This window comes from Bacillus cereus group sp. MYBK95-2 (assembly GCF_051915225.1).
GTDB lineage: Bacteria > Bacillota > Bacilli > Bacillales > Bacillaceae_G > Bacillus_A > Bacillus_A cereus.
Genome location: NZ_JBQAEH010000002.1, coordinates 373,747 through 398,213, shown reverse-complemented (window position 1 = coordinate 398,213; position 24,467 = coordinate 373,747). Strand labels below are relative to the sequence as shown.

Below are 24,467 nucleotides of genomic sequence, written 5' to 3'. Positions count from 1 at the left end.
CTTATTTATCCTCATTAAGACAAAAGCAGTGCTTAACGCACTACTTTTGTCTTTTTTTCCTTTTCTAAATTACGAGCCGTTTCGCTTAGCTCAACATCTTTTCCGTCTTTCAGTGTTCCAAATATAAAATCGAATACTGGATTTGAAACACCAAACCAAAACTTTTCATTTTTATAATGGTGTAATATATGTTGTTTTTTTAGCCATCTTCCAAACTTAGTGACGGGACGAATCGGTCTATGAGCAATATAATGTTTCCATTCGTAAACGAGCAGCATAATAATCATTCCGATTCCAAATGAAAGTGTAATAGTAACACTTTTTGTAATACCATATGCTATAAGTAAATATATAGTAAAACTAGGTATACTAAACCATACAGGTAAAAACAAAAGTTTTAAATCATCTGGATATACGTGGTGATCATAATGCAATCTTCTTAACATTTTTAATAGAAATGTGTTTTTAGGTGGCTTTATATGGAATAAAAAACGATGTGTCATATATTCATTAAGTGTATAGAAAACAATCCCAAACATACATGCTAACATGCCAAACCACGTAAAAAATTGCATTTTTAAAATAATAATGAAAACAAATAGAATGCTATACATAATAACGATATCATGTTGTAAAAAGAACTCTTTCCCCACTTTCTTCATCTTGTTTCCCCCTTTTCCAAAAAAACAGCCGCAACATATCGTTACGACTATTTCTTTTCTATTCTTATTCTATTCACTTTACAAATTTGCCTGCTGTTCTATTGTCGAGAAAAAATTGTTTGGTCCAAATATATTTTGCTTCGGAATAATATGTTCCACTGCAAACACTGTTACTTCTCCTCTTTGCACTTCTCCAATAATGAGCCCAAATATTTCATGATTTACTGCAAACGTCGGTTGCTTTGTTTGTAACAATCTTGCAGCATTATGAAATACCGCTTCATATAGTGGATTTCTATCAGTAATTTCTTTTCGGATTTTTGGCGCTAACGTAATTATAATTTCTTTTCCGTCAATAGTGGTTCGATACATAAAAATCTCCCCTTCAATCTTATGTGAACAACTGTAAAGCTTTGTATGCAAAATGTATAGAGTAACCTACTAAAATAATACCTGCTCCGGCTGTTATGTAGCCAAGCGCTTTTGGTTTTAATAAAGTTCTTCCAAAATGTACAGAAAAAGCAATATTTAAATTCCATAAAATAATACCAACAATAATGCAAAGACTGTACAAAAAAGCTTCTTGTTTCGTTACCTTCGTAAGTAATGAGCTAAGTGTACTTCCGTATATACCAAACCAAAAAACAAGATTTAATGGATTGGATATCGCAATTAAAAATCCTGCCATAAACGATTGCTTAAGGCCACCTACCTCTTCTTTTTTATATTCCATATTCGAGTCGAAAATTCCTTGTTTTACACTTTGAAATCCTAAATAAAATAACAAGAAAAAACCCGTGCAATACATGAAGGCTTGTACATATGTATACATAAACACAGAAGATAAACCGAAATAAATGAGAAGCATAAATAAAACATCTGCAGTCATTCCACCAATTCCAACAACCCAAGCGTGCCAAAACCCACGTTCAATTCCTCGTTTTAACATTTCAATATTAATCGGCCCTACTGGCGCAGCTAATGATATACCTAATACGATTTGCTGTATAATTGCTCCAAACATCGCTCTATCCTTTCTACTCTCTTTACTACTAGTTAATGATGTAATTTGAAAAAATAGACTAGCTTTCATAATAAAATACCCTTTTTTATCCAAAATATACAAAAGAGCCATCTAGGTGATGGCTCTTACTTTTCTATCCTATGAAGAAAAGGACATTTCCCTTTTATTGGCTCTACATCGTCTCCTATGAAATATTGTTTCCATTCACGATGCTCTGGGTCACCATAATGACTAATGTTAGGATGTTTCGGCAATTGATCCCACTTTTCAACTCGCTCACGAACCATTTGTCTTGAATATGCTCCTTTAGGACGATCTCCCTCTAATCCATCAAAAATAGTGCGTGGCTGAAACCCAATAACGAGAGAATTCCCTAAATGTCTAGTTTTTCGTTGTTTATAAGCTGGCGCATTTCCAAATGCGAATATTGGCTCACCACCAAATGAAAATTCCCATAAATAATGGTCTGGATCTTCAGGAATTTGCTTTGGCCATGCTTGATTATCGTTTTCATGTAAATACTGTAACACTTTCCAAAAGGAATCACGGTAATATTCGAGTGGCTGTTCTTCACATTCCGGTTCTACAAAAAGGAAAAAGCCCCTTCTTACAATCGGCCTCTCTTTCATTAACTCTAAAAAAGATAACATTGTATGTGGTAAATGACTCCAATCATTATGAGAAAGAAATGAATAACGAAGTTCATTCTTTTTCAAAGCTGTTAAACCGAAATAACATGGAAAAGTTGGTTCTAACACAACATTTGAAAAAATCTCAAATTCTTTTGCAACCCAATCCGGTATGTCGGTTCTCGTTCTCATTCCTTCATTATCTAATAAGTAAGACTTATTCATTCTTTCACCTCATTATGTATAGCATTCAATTAAGAATATTATATACTCAGCCTGTCCTATACCTATTTAAAAATTTGACTGAAAAATTATTTAAAAATACAAAAAAATAAAATCGCTTACTTGACTAAATTCTCCCAATTCGTGTATATTTAAATTAATCATTTAGCAGAATATTCAAGAATATAGCATTTTTAGTTTATATTATTTTTTTAAAATGAATTTCACTAAATGAAAATAGTAAACGCTTTTAGGAGGAATTGTAACATGCAAGGAAAAGTAAAATGGTTTAACAACGAAAAAGGTTTTGGATTTATCGAAATGGAAGGCGCTGACGATGTATTCGTACATTTCTCTGCTATTCAAGGCGACGGCTACAAAGCTTTAGAAGAAGGTCAAGAAGTATCTTTCGACATTACTGAAGGTAACCGCGGACCTCAAGCTGCTAACGTAGTAAAACTTTAATCCAACATATAACAGGAGGTTACCTTACTTGGTAACCTCCTTTGTTATTCCTTTGTATATTTCCGTTTTACAGAGCAAAAACTATGTGAAATGCGCACTATACAAAGGAGGAATTATTAATGGGATCAGAAGTAAATGATTTTGAAGAAGTGAAATTCCGTGTAGAAACAGCACAAAAAATGGTAGGATCAGCAACAATTTCAATGGATCCAGATACATTAGAACATGCTACTACTGCTGTAGAAGCAGCTCGCTCTCAGCTTGAAATTATGAAATCTGTTGCAACTGATTTAGATGAGCCATTTTTAATGAATGAGGAAAAAAAATTAAATAAATGTGAGCATCAACTAAACGAAGCAAGACACTAAAAAACATCCAGAGAATTTTCTCTGGATGTTTTTTCATGACAACTGTTCCCCATACTTTTTCAATGTTTCTCCCACTGTACATTGCCTTATACAAAATGAATGAGCGTAATACTTACTATTTGTCTTTCGATTATGTTCTCGCAAAAAACATCCTTCACAATACGTTTCTAATAAGTCATTTACCTCTGTAATGAGTTGCTTTTTATCCACCTTTGCACCTCTCTATTCGGTTATTTCTTTATGACTATCAATACTTGTTCCTTCTAATGCTTGCGTAGCTAATTGATGTGCTTCTTTATTTTGTTTTCTAGATATCGGCTCACATATAAGTTTTAATTTCATTTGCTTCGCCTTTTGCTCAATTTGGTCTAAATAATGATTTAAATGTTCATCATAACAAGGCCATTCTCCGGCTAATTGCTGCAGTACCACTTGTGAGTCTCCGCGAAGTGTAACTGCTTCATACTTAATCCCTAGTTCCTCGAGTATATTCATACCGTATAATAATGATGCATATTCCGCTTCATTATTATCATATATACCTTCTATATATGCATTGCGGCGAATGCGGTAGTTTGTATTTCCTTTTTTATAATACACACATATACCAACGCCAGCTTCTTTCGTTTGCACATCATACCCCCCATCAAAATAAACGAGTATTTCTTGGGGCTCTTCCTCTACTTGCTTACTTAACTTTTTCATCTCTTTTAATGACCATTCTGCGTCCATTTCATCGTAAAATAAAAGTTCCTTAGCTCTTCCTGTTTTCTCAAAATCCTCTGCAAATTGAAGTACTTCTTCTATGTTCATATACTCTGTTGTTAATTCCGTCTGCAATCCACGCTTCGTTTTATACAACCAATGAATTTTATATTTCATACTACATTCCCCTTATGTAAGACTTCTTATATATATCCGGCTAATTGAAGCCTCACTTTATTTTATTATATTTTATCTAGAGTCACAGCATTATATTCAATATGATTACATACAAAAAGAGCTATCCCTATAGGAATAGCTCTTTCATCTATTACATAAATCTTTCAAATTGTACTCGCTTATTAATCCAGTACATTACAGGCATACCGATCGCCATGACAACAAATTCACCAATTGCACAAGTTAACCAAGACAACATAAATGGTAAACCCAATGCAAGATGAAGTTCAATTGCAATCATAAACATTGTAATTGTAAAGATAACTGTATTAAAAATCATACGAGCCCAAACACCTTTAATAAATCGCATAGAAATAATCGTTGCAACTAACGCAAGAATAGATTGCCCTACTCCAAATACTAAATCGTAAGCGATCATAGGTGAGAAAAAGAGATTCGTTAAAAATACACCTAATACAATTCCGTAAATTGCTTTCTTGTTAAATACAACGAGATGATTAAACATCTCTGAAATACGAAATTGTACATTCGTAAAGCCAAATGGCTGAATAAGCATAGAAACAGCAATATATAATGCCGCTAAAATACCATTACCGACTAAAGTTCTAATATTCATGACAAAATCTCCTTAGTTTTTTTACGTGGGATGGTTTCGAACCACGTTATTCGTTTTTTAAGCAACAAGATTATATTTTACGTGGTAGCCCCTCTTTCGTCAATAGATTCCTATCATAAACTACCTTTTTCCTTTTAGACAACGTATAATGAAACATATGAAAGATTTAGGAGGTTTCACTTCATGACAGCAACAATTCAAAATGAAAAAGTGATCGTTTCCATTTCTGACAAAGGTGCAGAATTACAGAGCGTTCGCTTAAAAGAAGACAACACAGAATATTTATGGCAAGGTGATTCTACTTATTGGGGACGCCGTGCACCAATTTTGTTCCCAATTGTCGGTCGATTAGTAGATAATACATACTACGTAGACGGTAAACCATATTCATTAACACAACACGGTTTCGCCCGTGATCTTACTTTCTCTGTGAAAGAACAAAGCGAAACAAAAATCACTTATACCGTTACTAGTAATGAAGAAACATTAAAAAAATACCCATACGAATTCGAATTACTCGTTTCTTATGAGCTAGATGGACAAAGTTTTCATGTAACATATGAAGTAAACAATCCTACTTCTAAAGAAATGTTCTTCTCAATCGGAGCACATCCTGGATTCAACTTCCCTTTATTGGACGGTGAATCATTTACAGATTATCACTTATCGTTTAATGGTTCGGAACGCTTAGAAACAAGCGTATTAGAAGGACCTTATCTTTCAAACAAAAAGCAATTAATCGCTGAAAATACGACTGAATTGCCACTTACATACGACCTATTTAAAAATGATGCACTTATTTTTGAAAATATGAATACGGATGAAATCTCTATTCGTTCTCATAAACATAATAAATTTGTAAAAGTAGAATTTGATGGATTCCCATTTGTGGGCGTATGGACACCAGGCGAAAATGCACCTTTCTTATGTATTGAACCTTGGTATGGAATTGCTGATGAAGTAAATCCAGCAAAAGATTTCAAGGATAAAAAAGGAATTCAATCTTTACAAGCGAATGAAACATTTACATGTCGTTATAGCATCACAATCGGATAACTACTCTATCCCCTACTTCAAAAAGCATTTAAGTAGGGGATAATCTTATAATTTGGAGGTTTCTCATTTTGATTGAAGTATATATTGATGGTGCATCAAAAGGAAATCCTGGTCCTTCTGGTGCAGGAGTGTTTATTAAAGGCGTTCAGCCACCTGTACAATTATCAGTACCACTTGGAACAATGTCCAATCATGAAGCAGAATACCGCGCTTTACTTTTAGCATTAAAATATTGCATCGAGCATAATTATAGCACTGTCTCTTTTCGTACAGATTCGCAGCTTGTTGAGCGGGCTGTTGAAAAGGAATACGCAAAAAATAAAATATTTGCACCTCTTTTAGATGAAGCACTGCAGTACATAAAAAACTTCGATCTCTTTTTTATTAAGTGGATTCCAAGTAGTCAAAATAAAGTAGCTGATGAATTAGCTAGAAAAGCTATCTTACAAAATTAACGGGGGTATGAGTGTGAAAAAAGAGTGGATTGCTCCTCTTGCTTTATTATTTGTCTCTTTTATTTGGGGAGCTACGTTTGTTGTCGTTCAAAACGCTATGTCTTTCGTTGGTCCATTTACGTTTAATGGTATTCGCTTTTTATTCGCTGGAATTATTTTATTATTCGTTCAAATTATTTTCTCACAGAAAACTTCAAAACAAGAATTAAAACATAGTAGTTTAGCTGGATTAATGGTTGGGTTCTTCTTATTTGTCGGCTATTTATTACAAACATTTGGCTTACTCTATACAACTTCTTCAAAAGCAGGTTTCTTAACTGGGCTAAGCATTGTTATGGTCCCAATCTTATCATTTATCTTTTTAAAACAAAAAGCCACCATTTTCATCATACTTGGTATTGCTGTAGCTACAACAGGTTTGTACTTATTAACAGCTTCTGATTCTTTCCAATTAAATATAGGAGATATACTTGTTCTTGGTTGTGCAGTCGCTTTCGCTGCCCATATTCTTATTAACGGCTTCTTTTCTAAAAAAATATCACCTTTATTATTAAGCACATCTCAAGTATTAGCTGTTGGTATATTTTCTTCTATTTGCGCTTTCTTGTTTGAAGATTGGGAAAAGTTATTTTCAGTATCACTATGGACGAATCAATCCTTTTTATTCGCACTCTTTCTAACTGCCCTGTTTGCAACATCTATTGCTTTTTTCATTCAAACATCGGCACAAAAACACACTTCTCCAACGAGAGTAGCAATTATTTTCGCAATGGAGCCCGTTTTTGCTGCATTAACAGGCGTTCTCGTTGCAAATGAACAACTTTCTATTTCTGCTATTATCGGATGTCTATGTATTTTTCTAGGCATGATTTTTGTTGAATTACCTTCCAAAACAAAAAAAGAAGCGCAGGCTGCGTGAAGTTACGCTTGTAACTTCCGCATAAAAGCCTTAGCGCTTTTTTTATCTGTAATTTCTTCCTCTTTCAATCGTTCTAATAACGCAACGAAATAACTACCATCAAACTGCAATTGATGTTTAATTGTGGCTTCTATTGCTGCGTTCACAATCCCATCAGACGCACCAGTATATCCTTGTCCAAACATAATAAACCCTTGTGCTTCCTCTGATAATTTAAATCCTTTCGTATGTAAGAATGAAAGATAATCTTCTACTGTTTGCATGTTATTCCCACCTACTCAAAAATTCTCCATCTCCTATCATACATGTTTTTACACGCTATGAGAATGAAATTTCTTTGACAACTTTGTAAATCAATCTTCTACTTCTCTTACAATGGAGGATTTTCTAACAATCTGAAGGAATATGTACAGTGGAACTTATTTCATATTAAAGGGGAGACACGATGAAACAAGCACTATTAATTATTGACGCTCAGCAAGAATTAATTGATGGAAATGAGCAAGAAAATGAAGTTTTTCGTAAAACCGAGCTATTATCTACACTAAATATAGCCCTGCAGAAAGCAATAGATTCAAATGCTCTTATTGTTTTCGTAAGAGATATCGATGTTGCTTCTGGTAGTGGCGAAGGATTTGACGTACATAATCAAATTCAAGTACCCCAGTCTGCAATCTTTATTAATAAAGCAGCAACCAATTCATTCTACGGCACTTCTTTACTTGAACTTTTAAAAGAAGAAAACATTAATCATATTGTTATAGGCGGATGTAAAACAGAACATTGCATTGACACTGCAGTTAGAGCAGCAACTGTACAAGGATTTGACGTTACCTTAATTAAAAACGGTCATTCAACAACTGATTCTAACGTATTGTCTGCAGAACAAATTATTGGTCATCACAATAAAACTTTACACGGTCATTATAACGTTGATCATTTTTCTATGGTGAGAGATATCGAGGAAGACCTCTTTCAGCCGACTCATGATCAATATCGTGATTAGCGAAAAAGAATCCTTCATTCAGAAGGATTCTTTTTCACCCAAAAATTTGTGCTGCAATGCTATATAACTCATTATTCCTTTTTAATAATTGATCGCTATTTTTCATCATAATTGGTGGTGTATTCACCTTTTTAAAACCAGCAATCTCTAATACTTTCATGAAATCTTTCTTTCCTTCTAGTACATCAATTCTTAATTTACTATTATGCCCTTTTGCTAAATCATGTACAATTCTCATTGCCATCTCATCATTTTTAGCAACAACCGGCCCTATTATCTTATTTTCTGGTGTTTGTATGCTTAAACCGTAACCTAATACATTTTGTTCCTTGTCCTTTACAACGATACACTGTTCACTTTGCATAATTCTTTTCTTTAAAAACTCTTTTCTATTTGTTCCAAACGCATATTCATCTATTTTTATTATTTTTTCTAAATCACCCTCTTCATAATTCATCACATAATCTTCATTTCTTACACAATAATGTTTCGCATTGTATGAGTTACATATGTATTTAGAAACATAACTTACTGCCCTAAATCCTAACTTTTCATATAAAGGTTTCCCTTCATCCGTAGCAATAAGCATAATTGGAGTATGAGCTGATACGCTTTTAACGCACGCTTCCGTTATTATCTTTCCAATCCCTCTCCCCTTATAATCTGGATGTACAATCACCATTCCGATAGATGCTAATTTCTCCCCATATAATATTATTGCTGCGCTAGCAATTAGTTCCTCTTTCTCATTCCAAACACCGTATACAATCCCTGCGTTAAAAATAGTCTCAATTTCTTCTCTGTTATAATCCCAACCAATATAAGAAGATAGCGCTACAATGTCGCTTATTTGTTCTTTCCGAAGACGCTCCACTCTAATTTCCAATTCAATCATACTCCATCCCCTTATCTAGACATTTAAATCATTATTACGAAATCAACTTGTACATGTTTCCCTTTATTTGTCACACACATATGTTATTTTGACCAAGACTATATTGTAAATGAGGTGACAACATGCCCATTACGAATCGATTTTCTACCACCACTAACGGCGCACTCGCTATTACAGGTAATACTTTAGGCTTAAGTAAAATCAGCAATCAAAACCGTGCTGGTACAATCGGGGCAATTGGTGCATTCGCAACTACGAATACTGCTTTACAAGTAACTACTTTTCCTGCTGGTACAACATTAAACTATACACAAAATAGTTCTACCGCTATTTTAAATATCCCTGCTGGTAGTACTATTCTTTACGCAGAACTCGTTTGGGGTGGAAACTATTTATCTCGTGATCAAAACATTACGAGTGTATTAGGAAACCCAGTTTCTTTTACAACACCTGTTTCAACATACTCGATTACTCCTTCAGCTGTTACGGCTTCAAATCAAACTTTCGTTTCAAACTCTATTACATTTGGCTTTTACACTCGTTCAGCAGACGTAACAACTCTTATTCAAGCGGGAGGTGCTGGTTCCTATACTACAGGAGCGGTTCCTGGACTTGTAGATCCTATAGATGCTTCTAATGGAACAATTAATTCGGCTGGATGGACGCTTATCGTCGCTTATCAAAACGGGACATTGCCAGCAAGAAACTTAACCATTTATGTAGCTGGTAACCGTGTTTCTGCAGAAACTGGTAGTGCCGATGTATCTGTTTCTGGATTTTTAACACCTTCAGGAGGACCAGTAAGCGGGAGATTATTTTTAAGTTCTACCGAAGGAGATGCAGATTTAACCGGGGATCAAGCTTTATTTGGACCAAATTTCAGTTCATTAAATGCTTTATCTGGACCAAATAATGCCATAAATAATTTCTTCGGTTCTCAAGTTAATAATGCTGCAGGAAACTTAGATACAACTGGGACATTTGGAACGCGAAATCAAAGTGCTTCTACAGGTACAAACATTTCCGCAGGAAGACAGGGCTGGGATATTACTTCTATTGATATTTCTCCTTATTTAACAAACTCACAAGTATCCGCTGCAATCCGTTTAACTACTAACGGAGATGCATATATGTTAAATACAGTCGGCTTACAAATTAATATAAACTCCCCAAATATACAAGCAACGAAAAGCGTAAATAAAAGTGTTGCTGCAATTGGAGATATTCTCACTTATACAGTTACTATCCCTAACACCGGGCTTCTTCCTGCCAATAACGCTATTTTTATAGATAGTCTCCCTAATGGTACTTCTTTTATACCCGGCACTGTAACAGTAGATAACGTACCACAAACAAATGCAAATCCTGCGGCTGGTATATCTCTTGGAACAATTAATAATGGTGCTTCTCGTATAGTAACTTTCCAAGCTACTGTCGTTTCTCTTCCAAGTCAAAATCCTATCTCTAACACTGCTAATATTACATTTCAATATACACCAATCGCCGGAGGAACAACTTTTAATGGTCTTGCAACAAGTAACTCTGCTGGAACACAAATTAACCTTGCAGATATTAATGGAACAAAATCAGTTAACAAACTTTTTACCGATATTGGTGAAACATTAACTTACAGTATTGCCTTAGCTAATATAGGAAATATCGCTGCAACGAATGTGATATATACGGATCCGATTCCTAGCGGGACTACTTTCATTCCAGGGAGTGTAACTGTGAACGGAGTTACTCAAGCTGGCGCAAATCCCGCTAATGGTATAACAATTGGTTCAATTGCCGCAAATTCCACTACTACTATTTCATTCCAAGTGCTCGTTCCTTCTATCCCTCAAACAAACCCAATATTAAATAGTGGAACAACAACATATCAATACATTCCTGTACCTAATCAACCAGCAGTAAGTGGGACTGATACGACAAATATTGTCTCCACTCAAGTGAATAATGCTACTGTAACAATGACGAAAGCAGTAGATAAAAATTTTGCAGATATTGGTGATACACTAACGTACACCGTTTCCTTTACAGGTACAGGTAATACAAATGCGAACAATGTTATTTTTACAGATGTCATCCCTACTGGAACAACTTTCGTTCTAAACAGTTTAACAATAGATGGCACGACACAAGTGGGTGCAAATCCCGCTACCGGCGTGAACATTGGATCCATAACAAGCGGCACAACAAAAAATGTTGCATTTCAAGTAGTAGTAAACACAATACCCACGTCAAATGTCGTATCTAACGGATCAAGCGCTTCTTATCAATACACTGTCAATCCTAGCCAATCACCTGTTACAAAAAATATTTCTTCGAATCTCGTTTCCACTCAAATTAACAATGCGAATGTAACATTAACAAAATCAACAAATAAACAATTTGCTACAATTGGCGAAACAATAAGTTATACAATCCTTATTACAAACAGTGGAAATAAAGCCGCTAATAACGTGCAACTAACAGATCCACTTCCAAACGGAACGATATTGACTCCTGGTACTGTAACACTAAACGGAGTTTTACAAAATGTAGATTCTCTCGTTGCTTTACCTATCGGCACAATTCCTGGTGGGGCTACTGTTACCCTTTCTTTCCAAGTAACAGTCATCAATATTACGACCCAAAATCCTATCATTAATAACGCCTTCGCTTCTTATCTATATACTGTAAATCCAAGTTTGCCACCGACTTCAAAAACAGCAAATTCTAATTCTGTTACATCAACAATTAGACTAGCAAATCTCCGTGCTAATAAATCTGTAGATAAAACGTTTGCGGAAGTTGGCGATGTATTAACTTACACCTTCGCTCTTACGAACGATGGGAATGTTGCAGCAAACAATGTATTACTATCTGATTCAATTGCGAATGGAACCGCCTTTGTCCCAAACAGCGTTATAGTTAACAGTGTTACTCAGCCAGGCGTTACACCAGCTAGCATCAATATTGGTAGCATCAATGCTAATACTACAATTACAGCTTCATTCCAAGTAGTAATAACTAGCATTCCAAATCCAAACCCTATTTCAAATAGCGCTTCCATCTCCTATAACTTTATCGTTGATCCAAACGCTTCACCTGTAAGTAAGAACACTACTTCAACTACTACATTTACTCAAGTAAACGATGCAAATGTCATTTCAGCCAAAACAGTGGACCGAGCGTTCGCTACCGTAGGGGATATATTAACTTATACTGTTACTTTGACGAATGCAGGAAGTGTTTCTGCTGATAGTCCTACTTTCGTAGATACGAATCCAGACGGTACTACCTTTATCCCAAACACTTTTCTTATTAATGGTGTACTCCAAAATAACGCAGATCCAAATATAGGTGTTCCACTACCTTCCATTGCTGCTAATGGCTCACTTACTGTCTCTTATCAAGTAACCGTCACCTCTTTACCAACACAAAACCCAACATTAAATTCATCTAGTACACAGTATAGCTTTATTCTAAATCCGGGCGATCCACCAACTATAGAAACATCTGTAAGTAATACTGTAAGTACACAAATTAATTTAGCAAATGTAGTGATTGTCAAAGAAGTAGATTTAACTATCGCCGATGTCGGGCAACCAATCACATATACAATTTCTTTAGCTAATCTTGGCAATACTACAGCAAATAATGTTATTGTTACCGATATAATCCCTAATGGCTCCACTATCGTACCAAATAGTATTTTTATAGGTGGTACTTTACAACAAAGTGCAGACCCTAGTACCGGTCTTCAAGTCGGCTCCATTCCTTCAGGTGGTTTTACAACGATTGTTTTTCAAATAAGTGCAAATGGGCTACCTTCACCAAACCCAATTCAAAACAGCGCTTCACTTCAATATAGCTTTATCGCTGATCCAAACTTACCTGCTCTCGTTAGAAACACTGCTAGCAATATAGTAACTACACAAATTAATACTGCTAATATCGTTGCTACAAAACTCACAAGCACAAACTTCGCTGATGTTGGTGATGTCATACTATATGCAACTATTTTAACAAATAACGGGAATATCTCTGCTGCTAATGTAACGTTTACAGATATCATTCCAGCGGGTACCCTCTTCATTCCTAATACTGTAACGATTAATAATGTCCCTGTAGCTAACGCAAATCCTGCCACTGGCATTTCAATTGGTACGATAGGAGCGAATTCATCACGCACCGTTGCATTTCAAGTTTTTGTACCAACTATCCCTGCTGTAAACCCAATTACAAATCAATCAAGCACAACATTCCAATATACGTATGATCCATCCAAACCTGCTGTGATGCAGATGGTTGCTTCTAACACTGTACAGACAACTATTAATAACGCCTCAATTGTCGCTACTAAATCTGCAGATAAACAGTTTGCTAACGTAAATGATATTATTACGTACACGACTACTTTAACGAATAACGGGAACACACTTGCATCAAATGTAATATTTACAGATGTAATTCCAAACGGAACATCGTTTATTCCTAATAGTGTTACTGTAAATGGGAATACACTGCCTAATGTCAATCCAGCAAGCGGAATTGCAATCGACCCAATAAATCCGAATGCAAATACAATCATCTCATTCCAAGTACAAGTAAATTCTATCCCGAATCCAAATCCAATCCCGAACCAAAATAATACAACGTACCAGTATGTCGTAGATCCTAACTTACCTCCAGCATCCGCCAATACGTTAAGTAACGTAATAACAACTCAAATTAATAACGCTACTATTGTCGCTACTAAGTCTGTGAATACACCGACAGCTGCAATTGGTGATATTGTTACTTATACGATTGCAGTAACAAATACAGGTAATATCCCTGCTAGTGCAACTGTTTTAACAGATGGGCTTGGCGCAGGAGCTTCATTTATCCAAAACTCCGTAACGATCAATAATGTTCCACAACCAGGATTAGATCCATCACTTGGTGTTCACTTGGCAGATATTTCGCCAGGAGATACTGTATTCATTACTTTTCAAGCACAAATTTTAGCGATACCACCTAGTGGCACATTAACAAATAATGCTCTTGTAAATTATGAATATACCGTAAATCCAAACCAATCTCCTGCTGTTGGTAGCACTGTAACAAATACAACAGTTACACCAATTATTGACGCTACTTTAGTAATAAATAAAAGCGCTAGTACAACTTTCGCTACAATTGGTGATACAATTACATTCACTTCAGCTGTTACAAACAACGGAAATACTACTGCGAACAACATTATTTTTACTGATACAATTCCAAACGGTACTACCTTTATCCCAAATAGCTTTAAGATAAATGGTGTAACCGTTCCGAATGCAAATCCACAAAACGGTATCAATATTGGTAACTTAAATTCAAATGCATCTGCTACACTCAGTTTTCAAGTAAACATTACAACACTTCCAAACCCTAATCCAATCCCGAATAAATCATCGCTTCAATATAGCTTTATTGTAGATATAAATGAACCGCCAGTTTCACGAACAGTTCAATCTAATAAAACCTTTACACAAGTAAATACTGCTTCTGTTATCGCAACAAAAACTGCAAGCAGTGCTTTTGCTGCTGTTGGAGATACAATTACGTATACAACTACCCTCACCAATAGCGGAAATACTGCCGCAAACACACCTGTTTTTATCGATATATTACCACCTGAACTTTCATTCGTTCCTGATAGCGTACAAATTAATACCATCCCACAACTTGGATTTAGACCAGATAGCGGGATTTCTTTAGACTCAATTCCAGTTGGAGGAACGACAACAATTAGCTTTCAAGCTATCGTTGGCTCAATACCAGTTACAAATCCAACTTTGAACCAGTCTAGCACGACATACTCGATCATTGTTGATCCTACCCAGCCGCCGGTGACAGAAACAGCTACAAGTAATCCAACTTTAGTTCAAATTAACGAAGCGATTATTCAAGCAACGAAAAGTGTGGATCGGCTATTTTCTGACATAGCACCTGGAAATTCATTTTTAACGTATACAGTTTTATTAGAAAATGTAGGAAACACAACTGCTACGAATATCATTTTTACAGATCCGATTCCAAATAACACAGTATTTATAGAAGATAGCGTTCGAGTAGGCGGAGTTTTATTACCTGGAGTAAATCCAGCTAACGGGATACCAATTGGAGATATTATTGCAGGAGATTTTATAAATGTTACCTTCCGTGTGCAAGTAGTTAGCATTCCAAATCCAATTTTCACAATTGGACCAGGCGGACCAAACTCACCGGTTGTAAACGGCGCTTCTATTGATTATAAATTTATGACAGGACCTAATTTACCACTTGTTTCACGAAATACGACATCTAATTCTGTTTCGACACAAATAAATTCTGGGGAAATTGTGGCAATCAAATCTGTAGATAAAACTTTCGCAACGATTGGTGATACAATTTCTTATACAATTACATTAAGTAACCCTGGAAATGTCACTTCACAAAATATAATTTTCACGGATACTTTACCTGATGGGACGACATTCATATCTGGCACTCTTACAAACGATTCTGGTACACAGCAAATCGGAAATCCATCTAACGGGATTCAGATTGGAAATATAAACCCAAATGGAACGGCCGTGATTACTCTCAACGTACTTGTTACAAACATTCCAAGTATAAATCCAATTTCTAATTTTAGTTCTGTACAATTTGCACATGTAGTTGATCCTAGCCAACCTGCCGTAACACAAACGAACGTATCTAATGCTGTTTCGACAACAATTAATAGTGCAATATTAACGACCCAAAAAAGCGTTGATAAATCTATCATTTCTGTTGGAGATACGATTACGTATACAACAACTATTACAAATACAGGAAATACGACTGCAACGAATATAACGTTCACGAGCGCAATTCCAGCTAACACTACCTTTATACCAAACTCAGTCAAAATAAATGGGGTTCAGCAATCTGGTGCGCAACCAGCACTTGGAGTAACTATACCAAATATCGCTCCTGGTGAAACAGTAACCGTTACTTTCCAAGCAAATGTTCTTTCTGTTCCCCCTTCAAGTTCGATTATGGGTAATGACACAATTTTATATTCTTATACTGTCGATCCAAACGGAACTCCTATTACAACTTCTACTTCAACGAATATTGTTACAAACCCGGTACTAGATGCTATGATAACGATGGTAAAATCGGTCGATCAAACAATTGTAACACTAGGTGATACCATTACCTATACAACCATTCTAACGAATAATGGCAATACAAATGCAACGAATATTACTTTCACTGATCTTATTCCAGACGGCACAACGTTCATTCCGAATAGTGTCACAATCAATGGCAGTACACACATCGAACTCGATCCTAATACAGGTATAACAATCGGATCAATTGCTCCTAACAACTCAATATCTATCGCATTTCAAGTTACTGCTACTTCTACACCAAACCAAAATCCTGTAGCCAATTCCGCTACTGCTTCTTACACATTTATCGCTGATCCAAATGCACCGATTGTTTCAAGAAACGTTACTTCAAACACAGTGTTTACTACGATTAATACAGCTAACATTCTTTCATTAAAACAAGTCGATAAATCCTTTAGTCGTATTGGAGACATACTCACTTATACTGTCGTTTTAACAAACAATGGAAACTCATCTGCACAAAATGTTATATTTACAGATACAGTGCCAAGCGTCACTACATTTATTGCAAACACATTTTCTATTAATGGAGTTCCTCAAAGTGGGGCGGATCCATCGAACGGTGTGAATATTGGGACAATAACAGCCGGGACTACAGTAACAGTTTCGTTCCAAGTTACTGTAACATCATTACCAACCCAAAACCCAATTGTAAATTTCTCATCAACATCGTATCAATTAGTCTCACCGCCTGATGCAGAAACTTCAATTAGTAATCCTGTTTCAACCCAAATTAACGAAGCAATATTGTCTATGACGAAAAATGAAAGTGTATCCTTTGCAGATATCGGGCAAACTGCTTTTTATACTACTTCTATTACCAATGTAGGCAATACCGATGCAACTAATATTGTATTCACAGATGCATTACCAAGTGGACTCACATTTGTTCCTAACACATTAACTATCGATGGCGTTTTACAACCTAACGCGGATCCAAATACAGGTGTATTACTTGCAACACTTCCACCAAATGAAATATATAGTATCGTCTTTCAAGTTACAGTAAACAATATTCCCCTTAGTAACCCAGCACCAAATACAGCATCAACGACGTATGAATTTACTGTTGATCCTGTTAATCCTCCCGTTTCAAGTGCAGCTACTTCCAACACTACACTCCTTCAAATAAACAACGCAACTATTATTAGCACCAAAACAGCAGATCTTACTTTTGCGGATGTTGGTAATACAATAACATTTACACTTAACCTTCCTAATACCGGAAATGTGACCGCAACTGATGTAACTATTATCGATATTCTTGATAGCAATTTAAGTTTCGTTCCAAATAGTTTCACAGCTAATGGGCAAACCATTCCAAACGCCGATTTATCAACTGGTGTAAATATTGGTTCCATTAATGGTGGTAATACGGCAATCGTTACATTCCAAGCAACTGTTATTACACTTCCAACACTTAATCCCATTTCTAACTCTGCTTCTACCACATATCATTATGTCGTTGATCCTAGCCAGCCACTTATTACAACTTCCAATCAATCTAATACAACGACAACACAAATTAATAGCGCTATCCTTACTGCACAAAAAAATTCAAATGTATCTACGGTAGATATCGGGCAGGATATTACCTACACCGTTACAATTACAAATAGCGGAAATGTAAGTGCAACGAATGTTATTTTTACCGACCTTATTCCAGACGGAACTTCCTTTGAACCGAATAGCTTTACACTGAACGGAACTAGCATCCCAAATGCAGATATCATTACAGGCGTTCCAATCGGTGATATCGCGCCAAACGAATCTGTCATCGTAGCATTTAACATTATCGCCAATGAAATTCCGCCTATAAATCCAATTACTAATCAAGCTAGCGTTAGCTTTCAACATATCGTTAATCCTGCTAATCCCCCAGTTTCAAAAAATATTATTTCTAACAACGTTACAACAAAAATTGAAAGTGCTATTTTAAATACTATTAAAATAGGAGATAAAACTTTTGCAACGATTGGTGATACGATTACGTATACAACGACTATTACGAACACAGGCAATATTCCTGCTAACAACGCTATATTCTCAGACCCTTTACCATCGTGGACACAATTTGTTGCAGGATCAGTTATTGTTGATGGCACTCCATTACCATCCGCTTCGATTATTAACGGTGTTGGCATAAATACAATCAATCCAAATCAAACTGTTACAATCATATTCCAAGTACAAATCGTAAGTAATCCAACAACGTTCACACCTGAACTCCAAAACTTAGGATTTGTTAACTTCCAATATAACGTAGGCAATGCATTACTGGCTCAACCTGGCAATGTGGAAACGAATGTCTTCGTTACTTCTATTAATACAGCAATACTTTCAGCTGTAAAAACTGCTAATACAGCCTTTGCAAATATTGGAGATACGATCACTTATACAGTTTTGATTCAAAATAGCGGCAATACAAACGCTACGAATGTAAATTTCTCAGACCCAGTTCCAGCAGGAACAACCTTTGTTGAAAATAGTTTTGCTGTAAATGGAAGTACCATTCCAGGTGCAAATCCAAATAACGGAGTGAATATCGGAACAATTAGCTCGGATAGTTCCTTAACCGTTACTTTCCAAGTCATAGTTACATCAACTCCACCTTCAAATCCGATTACAAACGTAGCATCTATTCAATACACATTCATCGTTGATCCGGCCTCTCCTCCTGTTACAGGCACGATAAATTCTAATAGCGCTTCAACACAAATTAATAACGCGACTGTTACAACTGTTTTACAAGCAAATCGTTCAATTGTGTCTATCGGGGATATAATTACGTATACAGCAACATTAACGAATACTGGAAACTTCCCTGCAAACTCTGTATTACTCATTAATGGAGTTCCTGAAGGAGCATTATTTGTTCCAAATAGTGTTACGCTCAACGGGATTTCACTTCCAGATGCAAGTCCAACTCTCGGTATTCCCGTTGGTATTATCGCACCAGGTGATTCCGCTACTATTACGTTCCAATTTCTTGCAAGTTCTATTCCACCACAAGGAGCAATTATAAATCAAGCACTTACAAGTTACACGTATATTGTCGATCCAAGTCAACCTCCTGTTACAGCAACATCCTCGTCTAATACGGTTAATACAGCTGTTGTTGATGCATCGTTATCCGTAATTAAAAGTACAGATTCTCTCGTACAATCTACTGACGGTACAATCACTTACACAGTAGTCGTTCAAAATAACGGAAATACTACTGCAAATACAGTTACTTTAACAGATTTGGTCCCCGAAGGAACTGCCTTTATTCCGAATAGCGTAACTATTAATAGCGTTTCCGTTCCAGATGCTGATCCTAACGTAGGAATACCATTAAACTCCATCACACCGTCAGAAATCGTCACTGTAACATTCCAGGTTATCGTTCAATCTATTCCAAGCGTAAACCCAATTTCTAATACAGCCCGTATTGACTATACTTTTATCGCCGATCCAACTGCTCCTATCATCTCTCGAACAATTACGTCTAATCCTGCTTTCACACAAATTTCGGATGCGACTATCCTTTCTTTAAAAGCAGTCAATGCACAGCAAGCAACAACAGGTGATATTTTGACTTACACAATAACACTAGAAAATACCGGAAATATTCCAGCTACGAATCTCATATTTTCAGATACGATCCCCCAAGATACTACATTCGTAGAAAATAGTTTTACACTTAACGGAACAACTATACTTGATGCCAATCCAAATGTAGGTGTTACTTTACCTACTTTAGCAGCAAACGCTACTCACCTTATTTCGTTCCAAATTCTTATTAACGATTCATTCTCCCAAGAATCGATTACAAATCAATCCAATACAACATATACAATCCAACCAGACCCAGGGCAACCGCCTATTACTGAAATATCTACTAGTAATATCGTTATTACAAATTTCGTGCAAGCACAATTGGCAATTACAAAAACATCCAATCCAACAACTGTAGATATCGGTGGAACTATACTTTATATTTCTGAAGTGAAAAATATCGGTAATGTTGACGCAATAAATATTAATTTCACAGATTCTATCCCTGCTGGGACTACATTCGTTCCCGATAGTGTCACAATTAATGGTGTCCTTCAGCCAGGTGTAAATCCTGAAAACGGAATACCGATTGGAACAATTCCAGCAAACAGTTCCAAAACGATACTATTTCAAGTGCAAACAAATAATCCACCGAATGAAACTGAAATTGTAAATCAATCTTCAGCAACTTACCAATATGTAAGTATTCCTACAGCCCCACCAGTAAATCGCTCTGCAAATTCTAACATTGTTACAACATCACTTCAAAATGCAAATATTATTTCTGTTAAAAGTGCGGATGTAAATTTCGTATCAATCGGGCAAATGATTACCTACACAAATACACTTCAAAATATAGGAACCGTTCCGGCTAACAATATCGTGTTCATTGATAATATTCCAGAAGGTACTATATTCATTGAAGATAGCTTAGCAATAAATAATGTAATTCAGCCTGGCGTGAATCCTGAAAACGGAGTAACTCTCGGCACGATACAACCAAATGAAACAGTCACTATTTCATTCCAAGTACAACTTACAAATATATCAGAGGGCAATACAGTCATTAATATTTCAGACACTTCGTACGAATACCAAATTGACCCTAGTTCTCCAATTATTCAGCGTAGATCGTTATCAAATGCAGTAAATACTGAAGTGCGAACGGCAAATGTTAGTGCAATTAAATCCGCTAACAGATCCATTACACGTATCGGTCAAATCATCACATATACAGTCGCAGTTACAAACGCCGGTACAATACCTATTACAAATACTCTCCTACTTGACGCAATTGCTTCTGGCACCACATTCGTTCCAAATAGCATTCTTGTAGATGGCGTACCAAGACCTAACGAAAATCCAATTACCGGTATCAATCTTGATATAATTCTTCCAAATAATACGATTATTGTTACGTTCCAAGTAAGCGTAGTTTCTATACCGCCACAAAATAACATTAATAATATCGCCGTCATTCACTATGAGTATCGACCAGACCCAAGCACACCACCAATTTCAGAAACGACCTCTTCCAATGCTACAAACATACAATTTATTGATGCTATTCTTATTACTACAAAATCTGCTAATACTGTATTAGCTACTATTGATGAAACCATTGAATATACAGTATTCATTCAAAATAATGGATCGGCTACAACTAACTCCATCTTTTTTACAGATACTATAGCAGATGGAACAGTATTTATTCCAGGAAGTGTAATAGTTAATAATACTGTACTTCCTGCAGCAGATCCGAATATCGGCTTTTCCATTCCTAATGTCGCAGCAGGTCAAATGACTACAATAACATTCCAAGTTTCCGTTACGAATTTACCTACTGTAAATCCAAAACCTAATACTGCAAACATTGTCTACGACTTTATTTTCAATCCTGACTTTGCACCAATTCAAAAATCTACTACTTCCAATACTACTTTCGTTCAAATTAATGATGCTGATATCGTTTCACTTAAAACCGTTGATTTAACCTCTGTAACGATTGGTGACATTTTAACTTATACAACAACTTTAACGAATACAGGGAATACGGATGCCACTGCTGTTGTATTTACAGACAATATACCTGATGGAACAACCTTTATTGACGGTAGCGTTTTAGTAAATAACATTCCTCAGCTTAACGCCAATCCAAGTGTAGGTATACTTGTAGGAACGATTGCTCCTAACATTTCTATCCCAGTCACATTTTCTGTTACCGTCGTAGCTCTTCCTGCTAGCGGTCATGTTCAAAATCAATCAACTTCTCGTTATACAATTAACGTGGAAGAACAAATATCGACTAGCAATATTACCTTCACTGAAGTTATTTCCGCTAATGTAATTGCGACAAAAACAACACCTATCCAATATGCTGACTTACAAACTATCATCCCTTATACAATTTCCATCATAAATAACGGAAATATACAAGTCGAAAACATTATTGTTACAGATATTATCCCAGCAAATACGAGCTTTATAGAGAATAGTGTTATCGTGAACGGCAACGCTCGGCCAAATGACAATCCTCTTAACGGTATACAAATTGATACCATTCCACCTAATACGACAGCAACTATTCTATTCCAAGTAAGGGTTACTTCGATTCCACAAACAAATCCAATCTCTAACACGAGTACAATTGAATATGAATACACGTTACCAGATCGACCACCTATTACCGAAACTATTATTTCATCAGCTGCCGCAACAGAAATTAATCACGCAAATTTGAATAGTAATAAAGCTGTTGACCTTGCATTTGCAACGGTTGGTGATACGTTAACGTATACGATTACACTAAATCAAACCGGTAATGTTGCAGTAAATGATGTAATCATTCAAGATATTATTCCTCAAGGTACTACGTTTATAGAAAATAGCGTCATTGTAAACGGAGAAACTCTTTCAGGAGTGAATCCAGTAAGCGGCATACCAATTGGTACTATAACTATTGGTGAAGATGCTATCGTTTCATTCCAAGTAACTGTGACTTCTATTCCAACACCAAATGAACTAAACAACAACGCAATTACTACTTTTAACTATATAGTCAACCCAAATAACGTACCTGTTACAAATACGACTACAACAAACACCGTCACAACTACTGTCCAAAATGATAATGTCATTGCGATAAAAGCTGTTGATTTCACAAGTGCCTTACCCGGTCAAACTTTAACGTATACCATCACGATTACTAATAATGGTAATATCATTATCGAAGACCTTCTTTTAGTAGACACAGCACCAGCAGATACGACATTTGTTATTGGTAGTGTTACGATTAACGGAATCAATCAACCTAATGCGAATCCGGAAAATGGTATTACGTTAGGAAATCTTGCTCCAAATGAATCTGTTATTATTACATTCCAAGTGACAATTTCTTCTTCTACTCTTCAATCTACAATCAATAACGATGCTACTATTTCCTATACGCCTATTGTCGGTCCAATCCAACCTCCTATTACGATTACAAAGCAAACAAATACCGTTACAACGACAGTCGTTGATCCGATGGTTGACATTGAAAAAACAGCTGACAAATCTATTGTCGTTATAGGAGATATCATTACATTCACATTAGCGGTATTTAATCACTCCCCAATTCCGACAATCAGTACTTCTGTTATAGACAGCATTCCAGCTGGTACAACATTTATAGAAAACAGCGTAACAATTAACGGTACTCCCGTTACAAATGTTCGTCCAGACACTGGTATTAATATCGGCTCTTTACCTGCAGATTCAGTAGCAACTATAACATTTCAAGTTCTCGCAACTTCTATTCCTTCAAACAGTACAATTATAAATTCTGCAACAGTTACCGCTGCTTTTCAGTTGACACCACAGGATCCAATTATTACTTTCATTGTTAATTCAAATATCGTTCGTATACCAGTTCAATTTATAACTGCAACAGTCACGAAAAATGCTTCCGTCAGCTCAGCTTATTTAAATCAATATTTTGATTACACGGTACGCATTACAAATACTTCTGAAATTTCACTCTCAAATATTTCGTTACAAGATACTATTCCAGCAGGTTTACAATTTATAAATGGCACTGTCTTTATTAACGGTGAACGCTCTCCACTAGCGAATCCGAATATCGGTTTCCTAGTCGCTACTAATTTGGAACCAAACGAAACAATTATCGTGTTATTCACAGTACAAGTGATAAGCCCCCCTGTTAATAATCCCTTTAAAAATACGGCCAATATTTCGTTACAACTTCAAGTCTCGCCTACCGACCCACCAATTACAGTAACCGTTACAAGTAACGAAAACATCGTCACTTTTGTTCCAGAAAATCCAGATGAAACACTTCCAAATTTAAATTGCTTCTTTGACGGTGAACGCTTCATTCGCATTACTCCTCGAAATGTACGAAATTACCTTTGGACTTGGATTTGGTGGAAGTAATTGAAACAAAAAAGAGATTGTAGTTTGGTTGAAACCAAATTACAATCTCTTTTTCATTACCTATATCCCACTACGTTGTAACTCGTCCAAGG

The 24,467-nt window shown here is 35.9% G+C and carries 16 protein-coding genes and 1 riboswitch; of the genes, 7 read left to right on the top strand and 9 right to left on the bottom strand.

The window, feature by feature from the left end:
• Positions 1 to 32: 32 nt before the first annotated feature.
• The 4 genes from ACTFN4_RS09015 to ACTFN4_RS09000 all read right to left on the bottom strand — a co-directional run bounded on the left by ACTFN4_RS09015 (position 33) and on the right by ACTFN4_RS09000 (position 2,540).
• Complete coding sequence (locus tag ACTFN4_RS09015) at positions 33 to 662, bottom strand: sterol desaturase family protein (protein WP_000755401.1); 630 nt, start codon at positions 660 to 662, stop codon at positions 33 to 35.
• Positions 663 to 740: 78 nt separating this feature from the next.
• Positions 741 to 1,034 (bottom strand): hypothetical protein, encoded by a 294-nt coding sequence (locus tag ACTFN4_RS09010; protein ID WP_000286361.1) that lies wholly within the window; start codon positions 1,032 to 1,034, stop codon positions 741 to 743.
• A gap of 19 nt (positions 1,035 to 1,053) precedes the next feature.
• Positions 1,054 to 1,797: a LysE family transporter gene (locus ACTFN4_RS09005; protein WP_001196841.1), complete on the bottom strand. Its 744-nt coding sequence runs from the start codon at positions 1,795 to 1,797 to the stop codon at positions 1,054 to 1,056.
• A gap of 14 nt (positions 1,798 to 1,811) precedes the next feature.
• Entirely contained in the window at positions 1,812 to 2,540 is a 729-nt protein-coding gene (locus ACTFN4_RS09000) for a YqcI/YcgG family protein (protein WP_001043767.1), read from the bottom strand.
• A 264-nt stretch (positions 2,541 to 2,804) separates the two neighbouring features.
• Between ACTFN4_RS09000 and cspB the strand changes: the two genes are divergently transcribed.
• The gene (gene cspB, locus ACTFN4_RS08995; protein WP_001161731.1) at positions 2,805 to 3,002 is read left to right on the top strand and encodes a cold shock-like protein CspB; all 198 of its coding nucleotides are present in this window, start codon (positions 2,805 to 2,807) and stop codon (positions 3,000 to 3,002) included.
• Between the two features lie 119 nt (positions 3,003 to 3,121).
• Positions 3,122 to 3,370 carry a DUF2564 family protein gene (locus ACTFN4_RS08990; RefSeq protein WP_000534392.1) on the top strand — a complete coding sequence of 83 codons (249 nt, stop codon included), beginning with the start codon at positions 3,122 to 3,124 and terminating at the stop codon, positions 3,368 to 3,370.
• A gap of 33 nt (positions 3,371 to 3,403) precedes the next feature.
• On the opposite strand, the gene ACTFN4_RS08985 is transcribed toward ACTFN4_RS08990, so the two are convergent.
• From ACTFN4_RS08985 to ACTFN4_RS08975, 3 genes are all read right to left on the bottom strand, one after another.
• Positions 3,404 to 3,580, bottom strand: a complete 177-nt coding sequence (locus ACTFN4_RS08985) for a zinc-finger domain-containing protein (RefSeq protein ID WP_000358801.1) — start codon at positions 3,578 to 3,580, stop codon at positions 3,404 to 3,406.
• A gap of 12 nt (positions 3,581 to 3,592) precedes the next feature.
• Positions 3,593 to 4,252: a ribonuclease H family protein gene (locus ACTFN4_RS08980; RefSeq protein WP_000875547.1), complete on the bottom strand. Its 660-nt coding sequence runs from the start codon at positions 4,250 to 4,252 to the stop codon at positions 3,593 to 3,595.
• 151 nt (positions 4,253 to 4,403) lie between these two features.
• Complete coding sequence (locus ACTFN4_RS08975) at positions 4,404 to 4,889, bottom strand: QueT transporter family protein (RefSeq protein ID WP_001026474.1); 486 nt, start codon at positions 4,887 to 4,889, stop codon at positions 4,404 to 4,406.
• A gap of 6 nt (positions 4,890 to 4,895) precedes the next feature.
• A riboswitch (PreQ1 riboswitch) is annotated at positions 4,896 to 4,940 on the bottom strand.
• 132 nt (positions 4,941 to 5,072) lie between these two features.
• Between ACTFN4_RS08975 and ACTFN4_RS08970 the strand changes: the two genes are divergently transcribed.
• From ACTFN4_RS08970 to ACTFN4_RS08960, 3 genes are all read left to right on the top strand, one after another.
• Positions 5,073 to 5,945 (top strand): aldose 1-epimerase family protein, encoded by an 873-nt coding sequence (locus tag ACTFN4_RS08970; protein ID WP_069358018.1) that lies wholly within the window; start codon positions 5,073 to 5,075, stop codon positions 5,943 to 5,945.
• 68 nt (positions 5,946 to 6,013) lie between these two features.
• Positions 6,014 to 6,400 carry a reverse transcriptase-like protein gene (locus ACTFN4_RS08965; protein ID WP_000573880.1) on the top strand — a complete coding sequence of 129 codons (387 nt, stop codon included), beginning with the start codon at positions 6,014 to 6,016 and terminating at the stop codon, positions 6,398 to 6,400.
• Between the two features lie 13 nt (positions 6,401 to 6,413).
• Complete coding sequence (locus ACTFN4_RS08960) at positions 6,414 to 7,319, top strand: DMT family transporter (RefSeq protein WP_439962219.1); 906 nt, start codon at positions 6,414 to 6,416, stop codon at positions 7,317 to 7,319.
• 2 nt (positions 7,320 to 7,321) lie between these two features.
• Here the strand turns inward: ACTFN4_RS08960 and ACTFN4_RS08955 are convergent, their stop codons facing one another.
• Positions 7,322 to 7,582: a DUF6123 family protein gene (locus ACTFN4_RS08955; RefSeq protein WP_001195212.1), complete on the bottom strand. Its 261-nt coding sequence runs from the start codon at positions 7,580 to 7,582 to the stop codon at positions 7,322 to 7,324.
• Positions 7,583 to 7,764: 182 nt separating this feature from the next.
• Between ACTFN4_RS08955 and ACTFN4_RS08950 the strand changes: the two genes are divergently transcribed.
• Positions 7,765 to 8,325 carry a cysteine hydrolase family protein gene (locus ACTFN4_RS08950; RefSeq protein ID WP_439962218.1) on the top strand — a complete coding sequence of 187 codons (561 nt, stop codon included), beginning with the start codon at positions 7,765 to 7,767 and terminating at the stop codon, positions 8,323 to 8,325.
• Positions 8,326 to 8,359: 34 nt separating this feature from the next.
• On the opposite strand, the gene ACTFN4_RS08945 is transcribed toward ACTFN4_RS08950, so the two are convergent.
• A complete protein-coding gene (locus ACTFN4_RS08945) occupies positions 8,360 to 9,220 on the bottom strand; it encodes a GNAT family N-acetyltransferase (RefSeq protein WP_439962217.1) in 861 nt (286 codons plus the stop codon).
• 122 nt (positions 9,221 to 9,342) lie between these two features.
• Here ACTFN4_RS08945 and ACTFN4_RS08940 point away from each other — a divergent pair, with 122 nt between their 5' ends.
• Positions 9,343 to 24,375, top strand: coding sequence for a DUF7507 domain-containing protein (locus ACTFN4_RS08940; RefSeq protein WP_439962216.1), 15,033 nt, complete (start codon positions 9,343 to 9,345; stop codon positions 24,373 to 24,375).
• Positions 24,376 to 24,467: the final 92 nt, after the last annotated feature.